We start from the raw sequence: 18,115 nt of genomic DNA on the forward strand, positions 1-18,115 counted from the left end.
GCTAGCTCTCCTTCGGATCCTCGGCGTTGCGCCAGATCGTGAGGTCGACGGTGATGTACTTGCTCGGGTCCTTCGCGCCGGACTTGCCACGGTAGGTCGCGACGGCGATGTGGCCCGCGTCGCTGAGGACGCAGACCTGCGAGCCGTTCGTCAGCTGGTCGAGGCCGATCTTCTCGGTGAAGCGCGTCTCGTTGCGGCAGGTCTCCAAGGAGCCCTTCTGCGTGTTGTTCAGCAGGACCAGCTTCCCGTTGGCCGTGCCGAACTTGTCGTCCCCGAACATGGAGTCGTGGTAGTAGTACAGGTCCCCGTGGCCGTAGGCGACGCCGCTCTCGGTGTCCTCGGCCGGGCGCGGCGGGTTGTCGGCGAGCATGAGGAAGTAGTTCCCGGTCACGTCGATGTTCTTGTACGAGACCGGTTTCGGGTCGGTCCTCGGCTGTGCCTTGTCCGAGGAGCCGGTGGAACCGCTCGAAGCGCCCGCGCTCGTACTGCCGCTGGACGACGCGGAATTCCTGCCCTTGGGGTCGTCGGGCAGCAGCGCTCCGATGATCCCGAGGCCGACCACCCCCGCCGCGATGGCACCGGCGACGATCAGCCCCGTCCGCTTGGGCTTCGGCGGGGCGGGCGCGAAGCCGCCGGGGTGGAACGGGGGCGGCGTGTTGTAGCCCGGCGGCATGTAGCCGGGTGCCGGGGTGCGGTAACCGGGAGGCATCGAGCCGGGAGCGCCGGGAGCGCCGGGGGCTCGGGGCGGCATCATGCCGGGGGCGCCCGGGTACCCGCCGGGCGGCATCCCGCCGGGGACTCCCGGAGCGGCCTGCGTCGGCGCGTGGGACACACCGGCACTGGTGGGCGCGTACGGGTGGGCGGCCCCCGGGGGCGTCGGAGCCTGCGGGGAGCGCTCGGTCGGCGTCGCGGTCGGCGGCGGTGTCGGGGCCGACGGCTGCGTGACGGGCGCCGTCGGCGGCGGGGTCTTCGCCGGCTCGGGCAGGACCAGCCGCTCGGTGATCGAACCGGCGATCGCCTGGGGCAGCCAGTTCTCGCCCTGGCGCAGCGGGACGGGCGAGACGGCGTTGCACAACTCGATGACCTCGCTCAGGGCCGGGCGATCGGCCGGGTCCCGGCCGAGGCACCGCGTCACGAGCGGCCGCAGCTCCTCGGGGAGCCTGCTGAGGTCGGGGTCCTCGTGCACGATGCGGTAGAGCACGGCGTGTGAGGGGCCGTCACCGAAGGCGGGGGCGCCGATCGCCGCGTAGGCCGCGATCTGACCGAGGGCGAAGATGTCCGTGGCCGCCGTGACCGTACCGGCCGACGCCTGTTCGGGCGCCATGAACGCGGGCGTGCCGACGCTGACGCCGGTGCTGGTCAGGGAGGTGGTGTCGGCCGCGCGGGCGATGCCGAAGTCGATCACGCGAGGGCCGTCGGAGGCCAGCAGGACGTTGGCGGGCTTCAGGTCGCGGTGGACGATGCCGGCGCCGTGGATGACGTGGAGGGCCTCCGCGACACCGACGGTCAGCAGCAGCACGCTCCGCAGCGGCAGTCCGCCGTGCTGGGCCACGGCGAGCGCGAGGGACGGACCCGGCACGTAGGCCGTGGCCAGCCAGGGCTGCGAGCCGTCGGTGTCCGAGTCGATGACGGGCGCCGTGTACAGGCCCTGTACCCGCTCCGCGGCCCGCACCTCCTGCTGGAAGCGCCGCCGGAATTCGGGGTCGCCGCTGAACTCGGGACGGATCACCTTGATGGCGATGGGCCGGCCGCCCGGCGTGTACGAGAGGTACACCTTGCCCATGCCGCCGGTGCCGAGCACGGCCACGAGGCGGTAACCGCCCACAACGGCCGGGTCGTCCTCCTGGAGAGGCTGGAAAAGGTCGGCCGAAGGCATATTGCTCATCTGGAATCTTCCCCCCGCTAGCGGCGATCCGGGCGCTGCCGACACCCTGCCGACGCCCCGGAGTCGAGCGAGAGCGTATCGAAGAACCGGCCCGTTCAAGCCGCCCAGGGCCAACACCCGTGCGCCCAGGGCCAACACCCGTGCGCCCAGGGCCAACACCCGTGTGCTCCGGTCCAACGTCCGCGCAGCGCGCAGGCCCCCACCCGAGGGTGGGGGCCTGGTGCCGACGCGCCGGGAGTGTGGTCCCGCCGCACGGAGGGAGGCTCAGAACGAGAGGACGGCGCTCTCGGCCACCCGCGTGCGCATCTCGCACGTGTTGGCGTACGTGGCCGACCAGCTGACGCGCTTGCCCTGCCACACGCCGTGTCCGGTGACCGTGACCGGGTCCCACTCGCGGGTGCAGGGGCGGTTGCCCGGTAAGGCCGTCAGCCGGCCCAGGTCGCCGTTGGCCGCGGTCAGTTCCTCGCAGGCGGCGGCGGGGGACGGGTGGCTGCCTCCGGGGACGGGGGCGCAGTCGAGGGTCACCGCTCGCTGGACGGTGGCCGTCGCGGCGGCCTCACCCTTGCCGAGCGTGAGCACGAGGGCCGACGGCGGGTAGAGGGAGGCCGGCTGCGCGGCCCCGGCGTACGCGATGCCCGAGGTGGCCGTGCCGACGCAGGCGAGGCCGGTGGCGACGGCGATGGCGCCGAGGGTCTTGCGGAGGTAACGCACGAATGACTCCTTTTCGGATGGAGGTGCGATTGCGGAATGGAGTTTTGTCGGCGCGCACCGTGATCGCACATCCGTCGCCGGTTTCCGGCCGCATACACGTATAAACCACTGACCGATCGGTCGTTCGGGCAGTTCGGGGCGTATGTGCACCCTCCCTGAACTGTGCCCGGCACGAGGTGAGCCGTCGGCGGTTCAACCTGAAACAACCGCCTGACCTGCGGGTTCGTGAAAATGGTTCTGTCTTGGAGTAGTCACGGCGACGTCTGGTCGACCGGAAGACTCCGCTCCCGACGGCGTGTCGCGGTCAGGGAGCGGGCTCGATGACGAACACCTGACCGCCCTTGCCGACGCATCGTTCCATCACGGCTTCCGCGCCTTCGGACGTGTCCGAGCCCTTGATGCCCACGCATCCCTGGCCGTCCGCGCGCAGGACGTACCTGCCGGCCGTGTACGAACCGGACGGCTCCAGGTGGAACCGGCTGCCCTGCGCGCAGTCGTCGTACGGCTCCAGCAGCTGTGCGCCCTCGCCCTCGGCGAGGGCCTTGAGGCAGCCCTTGCCGTAGTCGGGGTGGTGCCACTGGATCCGGTACGTGTCCCCGCCCATCGGCTCCAGCCGGGTGCCCTGCGGCGCCACGTCGGTGCACGGCCGCTGTACCGCCACCAGCGGGGTGTAGCGGCGGTCCCGGACCCTGCCGTCGGTCACGCACAGATCGGGAGCGGTGGCCGGCCGGATGCGGATCCAGCCGGTCGGTGGTTCCGGCACCACGGCGGAGGAGGTGGTCGCCGCCCCGGGTCCCCGGGTGCCCTCCGGTTCGCCGGCGGTCGCCAGCATCCAGACGCCGACGGCGGCCAGCAGGGGAGCCGCCACCGTCACGGCGAGCACCGCGCTTCGGCGCGGCGGTCCGAAGAGCGGGCTTTCCCGGGCCGGTTCAGGGGCCGGTGCCGGGTTTGGCTCCGGGTTTGGCTCCGGGTCTGGCTTCGGGGCGGCCGTGCCCCGCGACCGCTCCCGGGCCGTCGCGTCGGTCCCGGGGCGGGCCGCCGCGTCCGGCCCGGAGTCGGGCCCCGGGTCCGTCCAGGCGCCGGCCGGCTGCCGGCCGGCGATTCTGCCCCGCGCCTCCAGCCACTCCGCCACCCGCTCGCCCTCCCCGCAGGCCGTGACGAAGGCGGCGAGTTGATCGGGCCGGGGGACGACGTCCCGGCTCAGCATGCCGGAGGCGGTGCTGCGCGGCAGGACGTCCCCCACGATCGCCGCGCTCTCCTCCAGTTGCCGGTACGAGAGCCCCGACTCCCTCTTCAGCCGACGCGGCAACTCCATGAACGCGGGTAGGTCATCGGCTTCGCCCGGCACCCAACTCCCTTGAGTCTCCATGGGATTGATCCTCACGGCCGACACCGGGGGTGGACTACGGCGATCCCCGCCAATAACGATGCCCGCGGAGAACGGGCGACGGCTCGATCCCACGGGTCGTGCTTCGTTCCGGGCCCGTCCTGGCCCGTCCTGGACGTGTCCCGGGCTCGTCCCGGACGTCCGGGACACCCGATCGCCGTTCCCCTCCGCCCCCTCCTGACCCAGGATCGGTCGAGCCGAGAGCAACGCTTCGACCTGAAGGGGAATCATGCGTACTCGACTCGTGCTCGCCAGTGCCGCGATGGGGGCCGCCCTGCTGACCGGCGGTACCGTCGCCACCGCGCAGGCGGCACCCGCGCCCTCCGGAACCGGCACGACGGCCGTCGCGCGATCGCCAACACGTGGGTCTACTACGGCACCTACAGCACCCACCGGGCGTGCTACAACGACGGCGTCAACGTCCCGTACTCCCAGTGGGACTGCAAGCAGACCAGCAGCGGCAAGTGGCAGCTCTGGGTGAACGACGCGTCGTAACCTCGCACGGTCTCGACGGACCGCCGCTTCGTGAGAGGCGGCGGTCCCCACCGGCTCACCCGGCTGGTCCGGCTGCCCGGCTGCCCGGCTGCCCGGCTCACGAGCCGAACCAGCCGAACCAGCCGAACCAGCCGAACCAGCCCACCCGGCTCAGCCCTTGCTGACCGCCGTCAGGATCTCCGGCAGCCGCGCCGCCGTCCGGGGCGCCGCCAGCTTCAGGCCGCCCCAGACGATCAGGGCGCCGTACAGCGCCCCGCCCGGGAGCAGAAGCCAGAGCAGGGACTCCTCGTCCGCGAGGTGGAGGTAGATCGCCGCCCCGATCACCGGAGCGCACAGCAGAGCGCCCGCGATCATTCCGCCGAAGATCGAGATCCAGGCGAGACCGCCCTGCCCCGGCGCCACGTTCTTGAAGGCGCCGTCCTGAGGGATCGAGTACGGGAAGGTCGCCGACGTCACCGCCCCGGTGGCCATCATCGCGCCCAGCAGGGCGAAGGCCACGCCCAGCGCCTCCGGCAGCGAGGCCCAGTCGCCGAGGACCGCCGCCGTCGCCACCGTCACCAGAGCCGTGAACGGGACCGTGATCACGAGCAGCGCGAGCGCCCGCGCCCGCAGTTCGGCGTAGGCGTCCTCCTTCGTCGAGATCGTCTGGGCGACCATCCAGAACGCCGAGGTGTCCTGCCCGAACTGGTTGTACATCTGGATGCCGAGCATGCCGGAGGCGAAGCACGCGAAGTAGACCGAGCCCGTGCCTTGGAGGGCGTTGAACAGCGGCACGATCGCCCCGATCGCGAGCGAGGTCACCCAGGCCGCCTTCGTCTTCGGGTCACGCCAGACGTAGCGCAGGCTGCGCTCCATCACCGTGCCCGTGCGCCCGCCCGGCAGCAGCCGGGCCAGCCGCCCCTTCCCGGCCCTCTCGCTCGCGGCGGACCCGCCCGCCGCGCCGATCGTCGAGCCGTCCGGCGCGGTCATCAGCCTGACCAGGCTCCGCTGCCACCAGGCGACGAGCCCCGCCAGGACGAGCACCGTCAGGAGCAGTCGGCCCGCGGCCATGGCGTAGTCGCCCTCGCTCGCGGAGTCGACGGCCGCGACCGCCGAGGCCGGCGGCAGCCAGCCCACGACGGCGGCCGCCGGTTCGAGCGACGAGAGACCGCCGGCCCGGCCGAGCCGCTGTGCGCCGAAGTTGACGAACTGGATGCCGACCGCGATCACCAGACCGCTCAGCACCGCCAGGTCACGGCCCTTGCGCGAGGTCAGCAGCCGTACGTTGGCGGCCGCGACGGCCCGTGAGAGCGCCACGCAGACCAGGACGGTCAGCGGCACCGCCACCACCGCTGCCACGACGCCCGCCGCGCCCCGCGCCAGGGCGAGGGCCGCGCCCACGGCGATGCACAGCGTGAACGCGGGGCCGATGCCGACCAGGGAGGCGACGAGCAGCGCCCGTACCAGCGGCCGGGGCCGCAGCGGCAGCATCACCAGCCGGGAGGGATCGAGCGTCTCGTCCCCGTTCGACACGAACAGCGGCATCACCGCCCAGGCGAGGGCCAGCACCCCGGTCAGCAGCACGGCGACCACATCGGCGTTCGCGCTGCCCCGCAGCAGCACGAAGGAGAGGAGTATCGCCGCCGCGACGACGGCGGAGACGACGATCGAGGTGACGTAGGCGGCGGTCCGCCCGGCGGACTGCCGCAGCCCGTTGCGCAGCAGCACCAGCTTGAGCCGCACGAAGACGGAGGTGAGCGACGGAGCGGCGGAGGACGCAGGGGAGGCGGGGGAAGCCGGAGCGACAGTGGTCATCGGGCCGAACCGCCCAGCCAGTCCAGCGAGTCCCCGGTGTCCCGCCCGTTCGCCCCGACCAGCTCCAGGAACGCGGCCTGCAGCGACGGTGCCTCACCCCGTACGGCCGCGAGCGGGCCCTGCGCGCGGATCTGGCCGGCGGCCATCACCGCGACCCAGTCGCACAGCGACTCCACCAGCTCCATCACATGGCTGGAGAAGACGACGGTCGCTCCGGAGGCGGTGTACCGCTCCAGGACACCCCGGATGGTCTGTGCGGACACCGGGTCGACGCCTTCGAACGGCTCGTCGAGGAAGAGCACTTCGGGGTTGTGCAGCAGCGCCGCCGCGAGCCCGATCTTCTTGCGCATACCGGTGGAGTAGTCCACGACCAGCTTGTGCTGCGCGCCCGCCAGGTCCAGTACGTCGAGCAGCTGCGTGGCCCGCTTGTCGACCTCCGCACCGGGCAGCCCCCGCAGCCGCCCGCTGTACGCCAGGAGTTCGCGTCCCGAGAGCCGCTCGAAGAGCCGCAGGCCCTCCGGCAGGATGCCGATCCGGGCCTTGACCTCGGCCACCGACTCGGGGTCGGCCCAGACGTCGTGCCCGGCGACCAGGACGCGTCCCTGGTCGGGCCGGAGCAGGCCGGTGATCATGGAGAGCGTGGTGGTCTTGCCGGCGCCGTTCGGCCCGACGAGACCGATGAACTTCCCGGCGGGCAGAACGAGGTCGATACCGCTCACCGCGATCTGCTGGCCGAAACGCTTCCACAGCCCCTCGACGCGAACGGCGGGCGTCGCACCACCGTCCGGTGCGCTGCCCGCCTGTTCGAACACTCCGTCAAATGCCTGGTCAGGCATATCCCTTCAACCCTTCGGTTGTCCCCGTGTGTAGGGGAACAACCTTACGGTGGCGACCCTGGGGGCCGCCCCGTCACGGACGCCGGGCTCGCGCCGCCGCCGCTTCCCGGCCACACGCGTACGCGAGCGGACTGATCAGCTCCTCCGCGTCGGGCAGCCAGCGGTTGGCCGGAGTGGGCCGCCGCGCCCACTGCACGGCCCCGTGCCCGCCGACCCGGGTGGGCGGCGCCGCCACGAAGTGCCCCTCGCCGCGGGTGACCAGGTCGATCGAGGTCGGGGCCCAGCCCAGCTTGCGGACCAGGTCGGGCACCTTGGTCGCGGCGCCCGGCAGGACGAAGAAGAACATCCGGCGGTCCGGGGCGCAGGTCACCGGGCCGAGCGTGAGGTCCATGCGCTCCATCCGGGCCAGCGCCAGGAAACCGGCCGACTCGGGCACGTCGATCGCGTCGAAGGTACGGCCGGTCGGCAGCAGGATCGACGCCTTCGGCTGCTTCGACCACATCCGCCGCGCCCCCACGGCGCTGCCGGTCGCCTGGGTCGACCAGTCGGGCCGCGCCGGGTGGGCACCGGGGGTGGCGCAGCTCTCGACGCCGCAGGAGCAGCGTTCCCTGCCCTCCACCGCTTCCAGCCAGGTCCCGGGGAACACGTCCCAGTGCCGCTCTTCCGCATACCGCACGGCGCAGTCCAGCAGCTGCTCGCCTCGCTGCTTGGGGATGTGTGCGGCTTCCGTGACTCCGATGGTCTCTTCCACGCTGAACTCAACTCCCGCCGTCACCGGGGGTTACGGGCGCGCGCGAAGAGCGGTGTGGAGCATCGATCCTGCATGCGGGGCGCATGGGTGCACGGGCGGGGGCGCGCGGGGGGCCGGGGAGCTGTGGCGGGGTAGCCAGGGAGTCGGAGCCAGGGACGGGGGGTCGACCGCGACGCTGTAGGTGATGCGTCCGGTTTCGCGTGTTCACATCGGCATTGACCAGATATCCGCCGGGCAGTGATCAGTTCTCTCGCTCACTCACCGGCCTCAGGGGGTAGTCATGGCAGCCAGGCCACTCGTTGCCCGTCAGCCGAACGAACGGCTGCAGGCACTGATTCAGGAAGCCGGGTGTTCCAACGCCGGCCTCGCTCGCAGAGTGAACATGGTCGGGGCCGAACGCGGCCTCGACCTGCGGTACGACAAGACGTCGGTGGCGCGCTGGCTGCGCGGGCAGCAGCCGCGCGGCCGGGCACCGGGCGTCATCGCCGAAGCGCTGGGCCGCAAGCTGGGGCGCACGGTGACGATCGACGAGATCGGCATGGCGAACGGCAGGAACCTCGCGTCCGGTGTCGGGCTGCAGTTCTCGCCGACCGTGCTGGGCGCGATCGAGCAGGTCTGCGAGCTGTGGCGCAGCGACGTGGGTCGCCGGGACTTCCTGTCGGGGTCGACGGTCGCGGCCTCCGCGCTGGTCGAGCCGAGCCGGGACTGGCTGATCACCGGCGCGGACGCGCAGGTGGCCCGGTCGGCCGGGGCCCGGGTCGGGACCGCGGACGTGGAGGCGGTCCGGGCGATGACGGCGGCGCTGGTCGACCTCGACCGGCGGTTCGGCAGCGGGCACGTACGGCCGGTGGTGGTGCACTACCTCAACAGCGTGGTGTCGGGGCTGCTCTCGGGGTCGTACCGGGAGGCGGTGGGGCGGCAGCTGTTCGCGGCGGTCGCGCGGCTCACGGAGCTGGCCGGGTACATGGCGGTGGACACCGGTCAACCGGGTCTCGCCCAGCGGTACTACATCCAGGCGCTGCGGCTCGCGCAGGCGGCGGGCGACCGGGGTTACGGCGGCTATGTGCTCGCGGCCTCGATGAGTCATCTGGCGGCGCAGCTCGGAAACCCGCGCGAGATCGCCCAGTTGGCGCGGGCGGCGCAGGAGGGGGCGCGGGGGCGGGTGACGCCGAGGGCGGAGGCGATGTTCTACGCGGCGGAGGCCCGGGGGCACGCGCTGCTCGGGGACGCCCGCGCCTTCGAGGTGGTGGCGGGGCGTGCCGTACGCGCCCTGGAGCAGGCGGATCCGGAGTCGGGCGAGGACCCGGACTGGATCGCGCACTTCGACCACGCCTATCTGGCGGACGAACTGGCCCACTGCTACCGCGACCTGGGCCGGCCGGAGGAGGCGGCCCGGGCGGCGGAGGAGTCGCTGAACGGGCATCCGGAGACGCGGGCGCGGCGCCGGGCGATCGGGCTGGTGCTCCTCGCGTCGGCGCAGATCCAGCGGCGGGAGGTGGAGCAGGCCTGCCACACGGGCACGCGCGCCGTGGAGCTCCTGACCACGCTGCGGTCCTCGCGGGGGGCGGAGTACCTGGACGATCTCAAGGAGCGCCTGCTGCCCTTCGCGCGGGAGGCGGCGGTACGGGAGTTCGGGGCGCGTCTGGAGACGCTCGCGGCGTGACGCGGGCGGGCGGCCGCCGTGGTCGCGGGTCTCACACGTGTGTGCGGAGCGCTGGACGTACCCGGTAGCGTGAGCCGACGATTCCGTAGGTCCATCAGTAGGAGTCCCGGTGACGCAAAGCGGACAGGGTCCGGAGCCGCAGTATCCGCCGGCGGTACGGCCCACGCACGAGGGTGTCGTGCTGCCCGCCGAAGGCAGCGCGGAGGGCGGCCCGGCCGGCGGCCGGCCGTGGGGCGGCGCCTGGGGCCCCGGCGGCGGACAGCCGGGCGCCGCGCAGCCCCTGCCGCCGGCGCAGCCGCTGCCGCCGGAGGCCGTGCCGGGCGGGTCCGCGGACATGCAGGCGACGCAGTACATCGCGCCGGTTCCGTCGGCGTCGGGCGGACCGGGTCCGATGCCGGGCCAGTTCCCCGGGCAGGGACAGGGTCAGTTCCCCGGCCAGGGCCAGGGCCAGGGGCAGTTCCCCGGCCAGGGCCAGGGCCAGGGGCAGTTCCCCGGCCAGGGCCAGGCTCCGGGGCCGATGCCGGGGAACGCGCAGGGGCACCCCGGGCAGGCGCAGGGGCACCACCCCGGGAACGGGCCGGGTGCCGCGCCGGGGGCGATGCCCGGGGCTCCCGGGCGGATACCGGGGGCGCATCCCCTGCCGGCCCCTCTTCCGCCGCAGGGCGGTTACGGCTACCCGCCGGTCGCTTCCGCCGCCGACATGCAGGCCACCCAGCACATCCCGCCGGTCGCGCCCCAGGGCGGCGGGTCGGACACGCAGTTCCTCGGCACCGGGCCGCTGGGCCGGCAGCCGGGCGCGCCCGCTCAGCCGGCGGGCGCCTCCGACGCGACCCAGTACATCGCTCCCGTACCGTCGCAGACGCCCGGTGAGCGGCAGCCGCCGGCCGAGTTCGACAACCTCTTCCGCGACGACTCGACGCGGCACCTGCCCCAGCCTCCCCAGCCGCATCAGCCGCACCACCACCAGCCTCAGTACGCTCCCCCGCCCCAGGCACCCCAGCCGCCCCCGCCCCCGCAGCAGTACGGCTTCCAGGAGGCCTACTACGACGACGGCGACGAGCCCGCACCGCGCCGGAAGTCGCCCGTCGCCCTCATCGCCGCCGTCGTCGTCGGCTGCGCGATCGTCGGTCTCGGCGCCGGGGCGCTGCTCAGCGGTGGCGACGAGGACAAGGACAAGGACCCCGGCCAGACCGTGGCCGCCAGTTCGAGCGCCCCGTCCACCGGCCCGACCGAGAAGGCGGTCGACCCCGCCGAACCTCAGGCGAAGGCGCTCGACAAGCTGCTCGCGGACAGCAACAACAGCCGTGACGCGGTGATCCGTTCGGTCGAGGCCATCAAGCAGTGCAAGAACCTCGACCAGGCCGCCACCGACCTGCGCGGGGCCGCCGCCCAGCGCCGCGAGCTGGTGACCCGGCTGCAGGGCGTGTCCGTCGACAAGCTGCCGAACAACGCGGCGCTGACCGCCGCCCTCACCAAGGCGTGGCAGGCGTCGGCGTCCGCCGACGACCACTACGCCGCCTGGGCCGTCCAGATGAAGGCCAAGAAGGCGTGCAAGGGCGGCAAGGCCCGGAGCACCAACCAGACGGTCGAGGCGACCAAGAAGAGCGGCGAGGCCACCACCGCCAAGCGCCAGGCGGCCGGGTTGTGGAACCCGACCGCCCAGAAGTACGGACTGCCGCAGCGGACCCCCACCCAGCTCTGAGCCGGGACCGCGGGTCTACGGCGCGCTGAGCACGGTTTCGCCGACATCGACGAAACCGGGCTTCTGCGCCACGAGCCGCCCCTGGCGGACCACTTGGAACGTCACCTCGCCGTTGACGATCCGCGGGAAGCCGGGGGCGCCGAGCATGTCCTCGTAGTGCCAGCGCAGTTCGGGCGTGAGGCCGCCGGTGTCGATCCGTACCCCCAGGTCGAGGGCGCGCGAGACGGCGCTCGCCGTGATCGATTCGCTGTCGAGCGACTCGATCACCTGCTTCAGGACGGTGTAGGCGATCCAGGTCGTCTGGACGCCCGCGTCGGCCGGGTCCACGCGGTTGTCGGCGAACGCGTGCTCCTGGATGACCTTGCGCATCGGCGCCCAGCGGGCGTCGTTCGCCTCCGGGTACCAGCCGGTGACGTACGCGCCCTCGAAGGGGCTGCGCGCGCCGCCCGTGCGGTCGATGACCGGCTGGCTGACGCTGCCGAGCACCGAGGAGATCCGTACGCGGGACGGGTTCTCGGAGTCCTGCCCGGCCTGTACGGACTGCCCCTCGGCGTCGCCCGTGGGCAGCCGGCGGAAGGAGTCGAAGAACGTCTGGGTGCGCTCGCCGAGCACGGCGGCGACGCAGCCGTTCTTCCGCCCGGCCTCGCTGCGGGCGCGCCCGGCCGGCTGGGTGTACTCGGCGGCGTCCTCCAGCGCCGGGATGTCGGTGGCGCTGCCGTGCCGGGACGTGCGCAGACCGGAGTTGAGGAGGTCGGGCAGCTTGTCGCCGGCGATGGTGTCGGGCCGGACGAGCGAGACCTTGCGGCAGGACGCGGCGAGCTGCATGCCGTGGCCGGCGAGGAGGGAGGCCTGGCCGCCGTTGACGGGGTAGGAGAGCGGGCTGGTGAACTCGTCCTCGGAGATGCCGTAACCGCCGATGTACGGGATTCCGGCCGCCTCCAGAGGGGCCATGAAGGCGCGCCCGTTCTGGCTGTACGAGCCGACCACGGCGACGACCTTCTCGCGGACGGCCCGGCGCGCGCAGGCCGCGGCGCCGGCGGAGGTGTTCTGCTCGTTGCAGGTGAGGATGCGCAGCTCGTGGCCGTCGATGCCGCCGCCGGCGTTCGCCCAGCGTGCGTACGCCTGCGCCATGGCGGGCATTCCGGGCATGTTGGTGGCGCGGGTTCCGTCGGGGGCCCATGTCATCACCGTGACGGGCTCCCTGGAGCCCCCCGTGGTTCCAGGGAGCACGCCACAGCCGGAGAGCAGCGACGCCCCTGCCGCCGCCGTCGTGACATACGCGAGGAGTGAGGTCAGTCGCCTACCGGTCATGGGCATGCACAATTCCGCCTCACGGGTAACGCGGGAGTGAGCATGGTTCAACCGTGGGTGACGTGAAGGTGAATTACGGGGGTCGGTCCGTCGGCGGGAATGGGGAACGTACGATCGAAACGTGTCCAGTCCACTCTCCAGTCCGGTGAACTCTTCCCGTCGTGGCCGTCGCTCCTCCACCATGGGCGGCATGCCGCTCAATGACATGCCGTGGTGGCGCTGGCGCAGCAACGTGCGCTCGGCGCTGCACATGCTCTCCGACCCCGAGTTCCACGAGACCACCTGGCTGGCCGGCCATGAGGGGTACGGCGACGTCACCGACGCCGTCTACCGCCTGGTCGAGGACACCTGGCTGGACAACTGGTCCGCCGAGAAGTACGTCGGGACGATCTTCCGCGACTCGGGCGAGGCCGCCCTGGTGGACGTGGCCGTGCTGCGCGTGCTGCGGATCATGCACCAGGTGGGCCCCGACGCCCCGGTCTCGGCGTACATGGAGCACCACGGCTGGCCGGAGGCGGTACGGGCCGCCCGCGAGGCACACGTACGGATGGCGTCGGCGGACGGCGAGGACCCGGACACACCGCCGCGCTCCCTGGACGTGCTCCGCATCATGACGCGGTCCGCCTGACGGACGCCGTCCCGGGCGGCCCCGCGCCGTGTGGCAGGCTAAAGGGATGACCGACCAGTACGTCCTCACCCTTTCCTGCCCCGACAAACAGGGCATCGTGCACGCCGTGTCGAGCTACCTCTTCATCACGGGTTGCAACATCGAGGACAGTCAGCAGTTCGGAGACCGGGACACGGGTCTCTTCTTCATGCGGGTCCACTTCTCGGCGGAGGCGCCGGTCACGGTGGACAAGCTGCGGGCGAGCTTCGCGGCGGTGGGCGACTCGTTCGAGATGGACTGGCAGATCAACCGGGCCGACCAGCGGATGCGGGTCGTGCTGATGGTGTCGAAGTTCGGGCACTGCCTGAACGACCTGCTGTTCCGCTCGCGGATCGGGGCGCTGCCGGTCGAGATCGTGGCGGTCGTCTCCAACCACACGGACTTCGCGGAGCTGGTGGGCTCGTACGACATTCCGTTCCGGCACATTCCGGTCACGAAGGACAACAAGCCGCAGGCGGAGGCGGAGCTTCTGGAGCTCGTCCGCTCCGAGGGGGTCGAGCTGGTGGTGCTCGCCCGCTACATGCAGGTGCTCTCCGACGATCTGTGCAAGCAGCTGTCGGGCCGGATCATCAACATCCACCACTCCTTCCTGCCGAGCTTCAAGGGCGCGAAGCCCTACCACCAGGCGCACGCGCGCGGCGTGAAGCTGATCGGCGCGACGGCCCACTACGTCACGGCGGACCTCGACGAGGGCCCGATCATCGAGCAGGAGGTCGAGCGCGTGGGCCACGAGGTCACGCCGGACCAGCTGGTGGCGGTCGGCCGGGACGTGGAGTGCCAGGCGCTGGCGCGCGCGGTGAAGTGGCACGCGGAGCGGAGGATCCTCCTGAACGGCCGCCGCACGGTGGTCTTCGCGTAACCCACGATCGGACCCCCTCTCGCCCTTGCCTCGGCGGCGCTATCGTTCCGGTCAAGATCGCGTACACCTACGAGGGGGACCACATGATCAGATCGCGCAGCATAGGCGCCGCCCTGGCCACCGCCGCGCTGGCGGCCACGACCGTCGTCGCGGCCTCCGGGAGCGCCTCCGCCGTGGCGGAGCCGGCGTTCAGCATCAAGAACGCCAACAGCGGGCAGTGTCTGCTGGTCCAGGGCCTGGAGAACGGCAACACCGCCGTGCAGTACGAGTGCGGCGAGTGGGCCGACCAGAAGTGGGTGCTCGACGAGACCTATGTCGAGCACCCCGGCGGCTATCGCCTCAAGAACGTCAACAGCGGCAAGTGCCTGGTCGTCCAGGGCCTGGAGAACGGCAACACCGCCATGCAGTACGAGTGCGGCGAGTGGCGCGACCAGCTGTGGCAGAAGATCGCCGTCACCGAGGACACCTTCAAGCTGCGGAACCTCAACAGCCGCAAGTGCCTGGTCGTGCAGGGCACCGACCACGGCAGCCGGGTGTTCCAGTACGACTGCGAGAACTACGTCGACCAGGAGTGGTTCATCCGCTGACGTCCGACGTCCGAGAGCCGCCCTGGGGAGTGTCCGCAAAGTACCGCCGTCCGCCCAAAGGGCGTCGCGGACCAGCGGGACTTGCGGACACGACCTAGAGGCGGCTCAGGGTGGCCGCGGCGAAGAGGACGTCCCGGATCGCCTCGCGGTCGCCGTCCTGGCCGGCCGCGGCCTCCTCCGGAGGAACGTGGCCCGCCACGAGCTGGCAGAACTCGACGCCGTCCATCGCCACCTGAGCCACCGCGTGGTCCGGTGAGCCGACGGCCGCCGGGGAGTCCAGGGCGATGTACCAGTGGCCGCCGCCCGCTCCCTCGACCTCCAGATGGAGCGAGCGGCCGGGAGCGCCCGCCGTCACGAGGTGGCGGGGCGGGCCGGCGAGGCCCGAGCGGCGACGGTCGGCCAGGGCAGCCGGAAGCAGCCGGGCGGCCAGGTCGATCATCCCGTGCAGATGCGCCCCGCTGGGCGGCTCGTACGGATAGTCCACCGCGTTCGCGATGTCGTCCGCGTGCACCCAGCACTCGAAGGCCCGCTCGAGCAGCGAGTCCCGCAGGGGCAGCGCGAAGTCCCCGTACGTCACCGTCAGGTCCGCGACGCCCCGGCCCGCGAACGAGACCGTGCGGATCAGCGCGTGACTCTGCTCGCGCCACGGCTCGCGGATCTGGCGCGTCGGCGGGTGGTACGCGCCCCGCCAGTACGCCTCCGTGCGCTCCGTCGGCGTCAGGTCCCGGCCCGCCACGCCCAGCGGGTCGTCCAGGCCCAGCGCCGTCGAGGCCAGGCCGTCCACGGTCAGGAGGTGCCCGATCACTCCGGCCACGGTCGTCTTGCGGCTCACCGGGCCTTCGCCCTCGAACCACTTCAGACGCACCGGAGCGTGCCACTCCGATTCACCGATGTCCCGCAGCAGCGCGTCCAGCCGGGCCGTCTCCGCGTCGTACGGAGTCGCCCAGGCGGGGACCGGGATACGGGCGGGGCGGCGGCCCAGGCAGTTCTCCAGGACCCGGGAGCGCAGCAGCGGATCGAGGTCCAGGTCCCGCTCGGCGTGCAGCAGGCCGACCGCGTCCCGCAGTCGCAGCGCCTCGTCCGCGCACGGGGCGCACTCGGTCAGATGGTCCTCCACGGCCTGGGTCTCCTCCACCGAACACGCGGACAGCGCCCACGCCCCGAGGAGGGACTTGAGCACGGCATGCGTCGGAAGGGACGGCGGCGGAGGGGGTGGTGGGGGAGGAGGGGGTGCGGGCGGAGGCACTACGGCCTCGGCCACGGGCTCGGCTTCGACCGCCGGCTCCGGTTCGGCCTCGGACGCGGGGTCCGGCTCGGCCACGGGCTCGGCCACCGGCTCGGCCTCGACCACCGTCTCGGCCACGCGCTCCGGCCGTACCTCGTCCTTCGGCCCCGAACGCACCGCACCCGACAGGTCCGCGTGGTCGTCCGCCGCCCACCGCGGACCCGGTATCCGTGGAGCGCGTGCGACCTCGTCCGGGTCGTCGTTCGCCCCGTTCACAGCGAGCGTCCGTAACCGGGCGGCGAGGACCCCTCCAGCGGGCGGGTGTTCGCCGTCGACAGCAGCTGCAGCCCGAGCCGCAGCCGGCGCCGCGCCTCGTCCTCCGTGACCCCGAGGTCGGCAGCCGTCTGGCGGTAGTCGCGCCGCTGGAAGTAGGCCAGTTCCAGTGCGGCGCGCAGCGGCGCCGGCATCGACGTGACGATGTAGTCCGCGCGGGCCGCGACCGAGGCCCGCCGCACTTTCTGTTCCAGCTCCTCCGCCGAACCCTCGCCGGTCTCCGCGTACGCCGTCGCCTCCGTCTGCCGCAGCCGGTGCACGGCCTGCCGCTGGGTCAGCCTGGCCACCCAGGAGCGCATGTTGCCCTGCTTGGGGTCGTACGCGTCGGGGTTCTCCCAGATGTAGCCGAAGACCTCGCGGGTGACCTGGTCGGCGGCCGCGTCGTCGTCGAGCACCCGGTGGGCGAGGCTGTGCACCAGAGAGGCGAAGCGGTCGTACAGCTCTCCGAGCGCGGCCGCCTCACCCCGCGCCAGCCGCTGCTGCATCCTGCGGTCCCAGCGCGGTGGTGTGTCCTTCGCCATACGAAGCCCTCCGGAGCTCTTCGGCGGCCCTCCCGACCCGAGTTCACCGTCCAAAGTAATGCGCCACATGGATGCGCACCCTCCTTTGCGACAAGTGCGCCTCCTGACGGGGCCAGGATGGTAAGGAAAGCGTCAACCCGGAACGGGTTGGTTTCAAGGTGCCGAGGCAGGGCAGCGGGAGGGGACAGGAAGGACTGCCTCCGCTTGAAGGGCGCGATGCGTGACGCTCCATGTCGACGAAGACGAGCAGGGCCCTTGGACCGTGTTGCGCGTCCAGGGGGAACTCGACCTGGTGACCTCGCCGCAGGTCCGCAGACATGTGCACGACGCCGTCGCGGGTGGGCGGCACCATGTCGTCCTGGACCTGTCCGGCGTGCTGTTCTGCGACTCCAGCGGGGTGGGCGTGCTGATCGCCTCCCGTCGGCTGATGCGTTCCTGCGGCGGCCGGCTGCACATGGTGCTCCCCGCGCGCGGTGAGCTGGAAGGGTCGCACGTCAACCGGGTCCTGGCCGCGCTCGGCGTCCGGCGCCTCTTCGATGTGTACGCGGACGCCGCCGACGCGGTCGACGAGCGGGCGCGGCCCCTCCCCGTGGACTCCCTCGCCGGACAGACCGCCTCCGTTCCCGAGCAGCCCTCCTCGTCACGGCGGCTGGCCGCTCCGCCCCTCTCGGCATAGGGGCCCTCCCCGTCGTAAGGTCCGCACATGCAGCCCATGGAACCCGAGCAGCAACCTGTGCAGCAGCTCTACCAGCGCCGGATCGCCTCCCGCTTCGCCGCGTTCGATCAGGACGGTGACGGGACCATCTCGCGGGAGGACTTCAGTACGGCGGCGAAACGGCTGCTCACGGAGTTCGACACGTCCTTCCGCTCCGACAAGGGCCAGGCGCTGGTCACCGGCGCCGAGGCGTTCTGGCAGGGCATGGCGGGGATCGCCGACGTCGACGGCGACCAGCGGGTGAGCCAGCAGGAGTTCGTCGGCGGCGCGATCAAGCGGCTGCACGACCACCCCGACCGCTTCGCCGAGATCGCCCGTCCCTTCCTGCGCGCCCTGCTGGTCCTCGCCCCGACCCCGGCCGAGGTGGAGCGCGCGCTGCTCGCGCTCGGCATCGCCCCGGAGGCGGCGGCGCTGAGCGCCCGGTCGCTGTCGACCGACGACTCGGGGCGGATCGAGGAGGAGGCGGCCGTGTCCGCCTTCGCCCGCTACTTCATGACGGAGGACCGGCCGGACGGCCCCTAGGGGGTGTCTCGCCGATCTTGCCGGGCTCGCGACGCCTGGCACGCACGCTCTCCCCCGTAGCCCTTCGGGCACGGGAGGTGCCCCCAGTCGTCGTCGGTCGTCGACGCTCCGCGTGGACTCCCTCCTCCGCCTTGCGATCGCACGCACCAGA

Annotated in this window: 15 protein-coding genes and 1 pseudogene; 7 read left to right on the top strand and 9 right to left on the bottom strand. The window is 72.4% G+C overall.

All coding sequences use genetic code 11. The features are described 5' to 3' along the window. Position 1: 1 nt before the first annotated feature. The 6 genes from ABZY12_RS19015 to ABZY12_RS19040 all read right to left on the bottom strand — a co-directional run bounded on the left by ABZY12_RS19015 (position 2) and on the right by ABZY12_RS19040 (position 7,859). Positions 2-1,885, bottom strand: a complete 1,884-nt coding sequence (locus ABZY12_RS19015; protein WP_356891681.1) for a protein kinase — start codon at positions 1,883-1,885, stop codon at positions 2-4. 264 nt (positions 1,886-2,149) lie between these two features. Further along, positions 2,150-2,596, bottom strand: coding sequence for a subtilase-type protease inhibitor (locus ABZY12_RS19020; RefSeq protein ID WP_356891683.1), 447 nt, complete (start codon positions 2,594-2,596; stop codon positions 2,150-2,152). 304 nt (positions 2,597-2,900) lie between these two features. Then, the gene (locus ABZY12_RS19025; RefSeq protein ID WP_356891685.1) at positions 2,901-3,965 is read right to left on the bottom strand and encodes a hypothetical protein; all 1,065 of its coding nucleotides are present in this window, start codon (positions 3,963-3,965) and stop codon (positions 2,901-2,903) included. A 663-nt stretch (positions 3,966-4,628) separates the two neighbouring features. Beyond that, positions 4,629-6,272 carry a transporter gene (locus ABZY12_RS19030; protein ID WP_356891687.1) on the bottom strand — a complete coding sequence of 548 codons (1,644 nt, stop codon included), beginning with the start codon at positions 6,270-6,272 and terminating at the stop codon, positions 4,629-4,631. Beyond that, positions 6,269-7,108 carry an ABC transporter ATP-binding protein gene (locus tag ABZY12_RS19035; protein ID WP_356891689.1) on the bottom strand — a complete coding sequence of 280 codons (840 nt, stop codon included), beginning with the start codon at positions 7,106-7,108 and terminating at the stop codon, positions 6,269-6,271. The genes ABZY12_RS19030 and ABZY12_RS19035 overlap by 4 nt, the downstream gene beginning before the upstream one ends. A 73-nt stretch (positions 7,109-7,181) precedes the next feature. Beyond that, positions 7,182-7,859, bottom strand: a complete 678-nt coding sequence (locus ABZY12_RS19040) for a bifunctional DNA primase/polymerase (RefSeq protein ID WP_356891691.1) — start codon at positions 7,857-7,859, stop codon at positions 7,182-7,184. A gap of 280 nt (positions 7,860-8,139) precedes the next feature. Here ABZY12_RS19040 and ABZY12_RS19045 point away from each other — a divergent pair, with 280 nt between their 5' ends. Further along, the gene (locus tag ABZY12_RS19045) at positions 8,140-9,522 is read left to right on the top strand and encodes a transcriptional regulator (RefSeq protein WP_356891693.1); all 1,383 of its coding nucleotides are present in this window, start codon (positions 8,140-8,142) and stop codon (positions 9,520-9,522) included. A 109-nt stretch (positions 9,523-9,631) separates the two neighbouring features. Further along, entirely contained in the window at positions 9,632-11,224 is a 1,593-nt protein-coding gene (locus ABZY12_RS19050; protein WP_356891695.1) for a hypothetical protein, read from the top strand. A gap of 15 nt (positions 11,225-11,239) precedes the next feature. On the opposite strand, the gene ABZY12_RS19055 is transcribed toward ABZY12_RS19050, so the two are convergent. Beyond that, positions 11,240-12,541: an ABC transporter substrate-binding protein gene (locus ABZY12_RS19055; RefSeq protein WP_356891697.1), complete on the bottom strand. Its 1,302-nt coding sequence runs from the start codon at positions 12,539-12,541 to the stop codon at positions 11,240-11,242. Positions 12,542-12,716: 175 nt separating this feature from the next. Between ABZY12_RS19055 and ABZY12_RS19060 the strand changes: the two genes are divergently transcribed. The 3 genes from ABZY12_RS19060 to ABZY12_RS19070 all read left to right on the top strand — a co-directional run bounded on the left by ABZY12_RS19060 (position 12,717) and on the right by ABZY12_RS19070 (position 14,648). Next, positions 12,717-13,163, top strand: a complete 447-nt coding sequence (locus ABZY12_RS19060; protein WP_356891721.1) for a hypothetical protein — start codon at positions 12,717-12,719, stop codon at positions 13,161-13,163. Positions 13,164-13,209: 46 nt separating this feature from the next. After that, complete coding sequence (gene purU, locus ABZY12_RS19065) at positions 13,210-14,061, top strand: formyltetrahydrofolate deformylase (protein ID WP_356891699.1); 852 nt, start codon at positions 13,210-13,212, stop codon at positions 14,059-14,061. Positions 14,062-14,144: 83 nt separating this feature from the next. Beyond that, positions 14,145-14,648 carry an RICIN domain-containing protein gene (locus ABZY12_RS19070; RefSeq protein WP_356891701.1) on the top strand — a complete coding sequence of 168 codons (504 nt, stop codon included), beginning with the start codon at positions 14,145-14,147 and terminating at the stop codon, positions 14,646-14,648. A gap of 94 nt (positions 14,649-14,742) precedes the next feature. Here ABZY12_RS19070 and ABZY12_RS19075 read toward each other — a convergent pair whose 3' ends face one another. Together ABZY12_RS19075 and ABZY12_RS19080 are read right to left on the bottom strand one after the other, a co-directional pair. Then, positions 14,743-16,149 carry a maleylpyruvate isomerase N-terminal domain-containing protein gene (locus ABZY12_RS19075; RefSeq protein ID WP_356891703.1) on the bottom strand — a complete coding sequence of 469 codons (1,407 nt, stop codon included), beginning with the start codon at positions 16,147-16,149 and terminating at the stop codon, positions 14,743-14,745. Further along, on the bottom strand, positions 16,146-16,727 hold the full coding sequence (locus ABZY12_RS19080) for a sigma-70 family RNA polymerase sigma factor (protein WP_356891705.1): 582 nt from the start codon (positions 16,725-16,727) through the stop codon (positions 16,146-16,148). The genes ABZY12_RS19075 and ABZY12_RS19080 overlap by 4 nt, the downstream gene beginning before the upstream one ends. A gap of 220 nt (positions 16,728-16,947) precedes the next feature. Here ABZY12_RS19080 and ABZY12_RS19085 point away from each other — a divergent pair. Both ABZY12_RS19085 and ABZY12_RS19090 read left to right on the top strand, forming a co-directional pair. Further along, positions 16,948-17,280: pseudogene (locus ABZY12_RS19085) on the top strand (STAS domain-containing protein); the annotation flags it as partial. Between the two features lie 150 nt (positions 17,281-17,430). Beyond that, positions 17,431-17,964, top strand: coding sequence for an EF-hand domain-containing protein (locus tag ABZY12_RS19090; RefSeq protein ID WP_356891707.1), 534 nt, complete (start codon positions 17,431-17,433; stop codon positions 17,962-17,964). The last annotated feature ends 151 nt before the right edge of the window (positions 17,965-18,115 follow it).

This window comes from Streptomyces sp. NPDC006551, assembly GCF_040611675.1.
Taxonomy (GTDB): domain Bacteria; phylum Actinomycetota; class Actinomycetes; order Streptomycetales; family Streptomycetaceae; genus Streptomyces.

Coding starts and splice junctions, on each gene's coding strand:
- ABZY12_RS19030 (WP_356891687.1), bottom strand. CDS start 6,272: ATGACCACTGTCGCTCCGGCTTCCCCCGCCTCCCCTGCGTCCTCCGCC.
- ABZY12_RS19070 (WP_356891701.1), top strand. CDS start 14,145: ATGATCAGATCGCGCAGCATAGGCGCCGCCCTGGCCACCGCCGCGCTG.
- ABZY12_RS19055 (WP_356891697.1), bottom strand. CDS start 12,541: ATGCCCATGACCGGTAGGCGACTGACCTCACTCCTCGCGTATGTCACG.
- purU (WP_356891699.1), top strand. CDS start 13,210: ATGACCGACCAGTACGTCCTCACCCTTTCCTGCCCCGACAAACAGGGC.
- ABZY12_RS19045 (WP_356891693.1), top strand. CDS start 8,140: ATGGCAGCCAGGCCACTCGTTGCCCGTCAGCCGAACGAACGGCTGCAG.
- ABZY12_RS19060 (WP_356891721.1), top strand. CDS start 12,717: ATGGGCGGCATGCCGCTCAATGACATGCCGTGGTGGCGCTGGCGCAGC.
- ABZY12_RS19080 (WP_356891705.1), bottom strand. CDS start 16,727: ATGGCGAAGGACACACCACCGCGCTGGGACCGCAGGATGCAGCAGCGG.
- ABZY12_RS19025 (WP_356891685.1), bottom strand. CDS start 3,965: ATGGAGACTCAAGGGAGTTGGGTGCCGGGCGAAGCCGATGACCTACCC.
- ABZY12_RS19015 (WP_356891681.1), bottom strand. CDS start 1,885: ATGAGCAATATGCCTTCGGCCGACCTTTTCCAGCCTCTCCAGGAGGAC.
- ABZY12_RS19035 (WP_356891689.1), bottom strand. CDS start 7,108: ATGCCTGACCAGGCATTTGACGGAGTGTTCGAACAGGCGGGCAGCGCA.
- ABZY12_RS19090 (WP_356891707.1), top strand. CDS start 17,431: ATGCAGCCCATGGAACCCGAGCAGCAACCTGTGCAGCAGCTCTACCAG.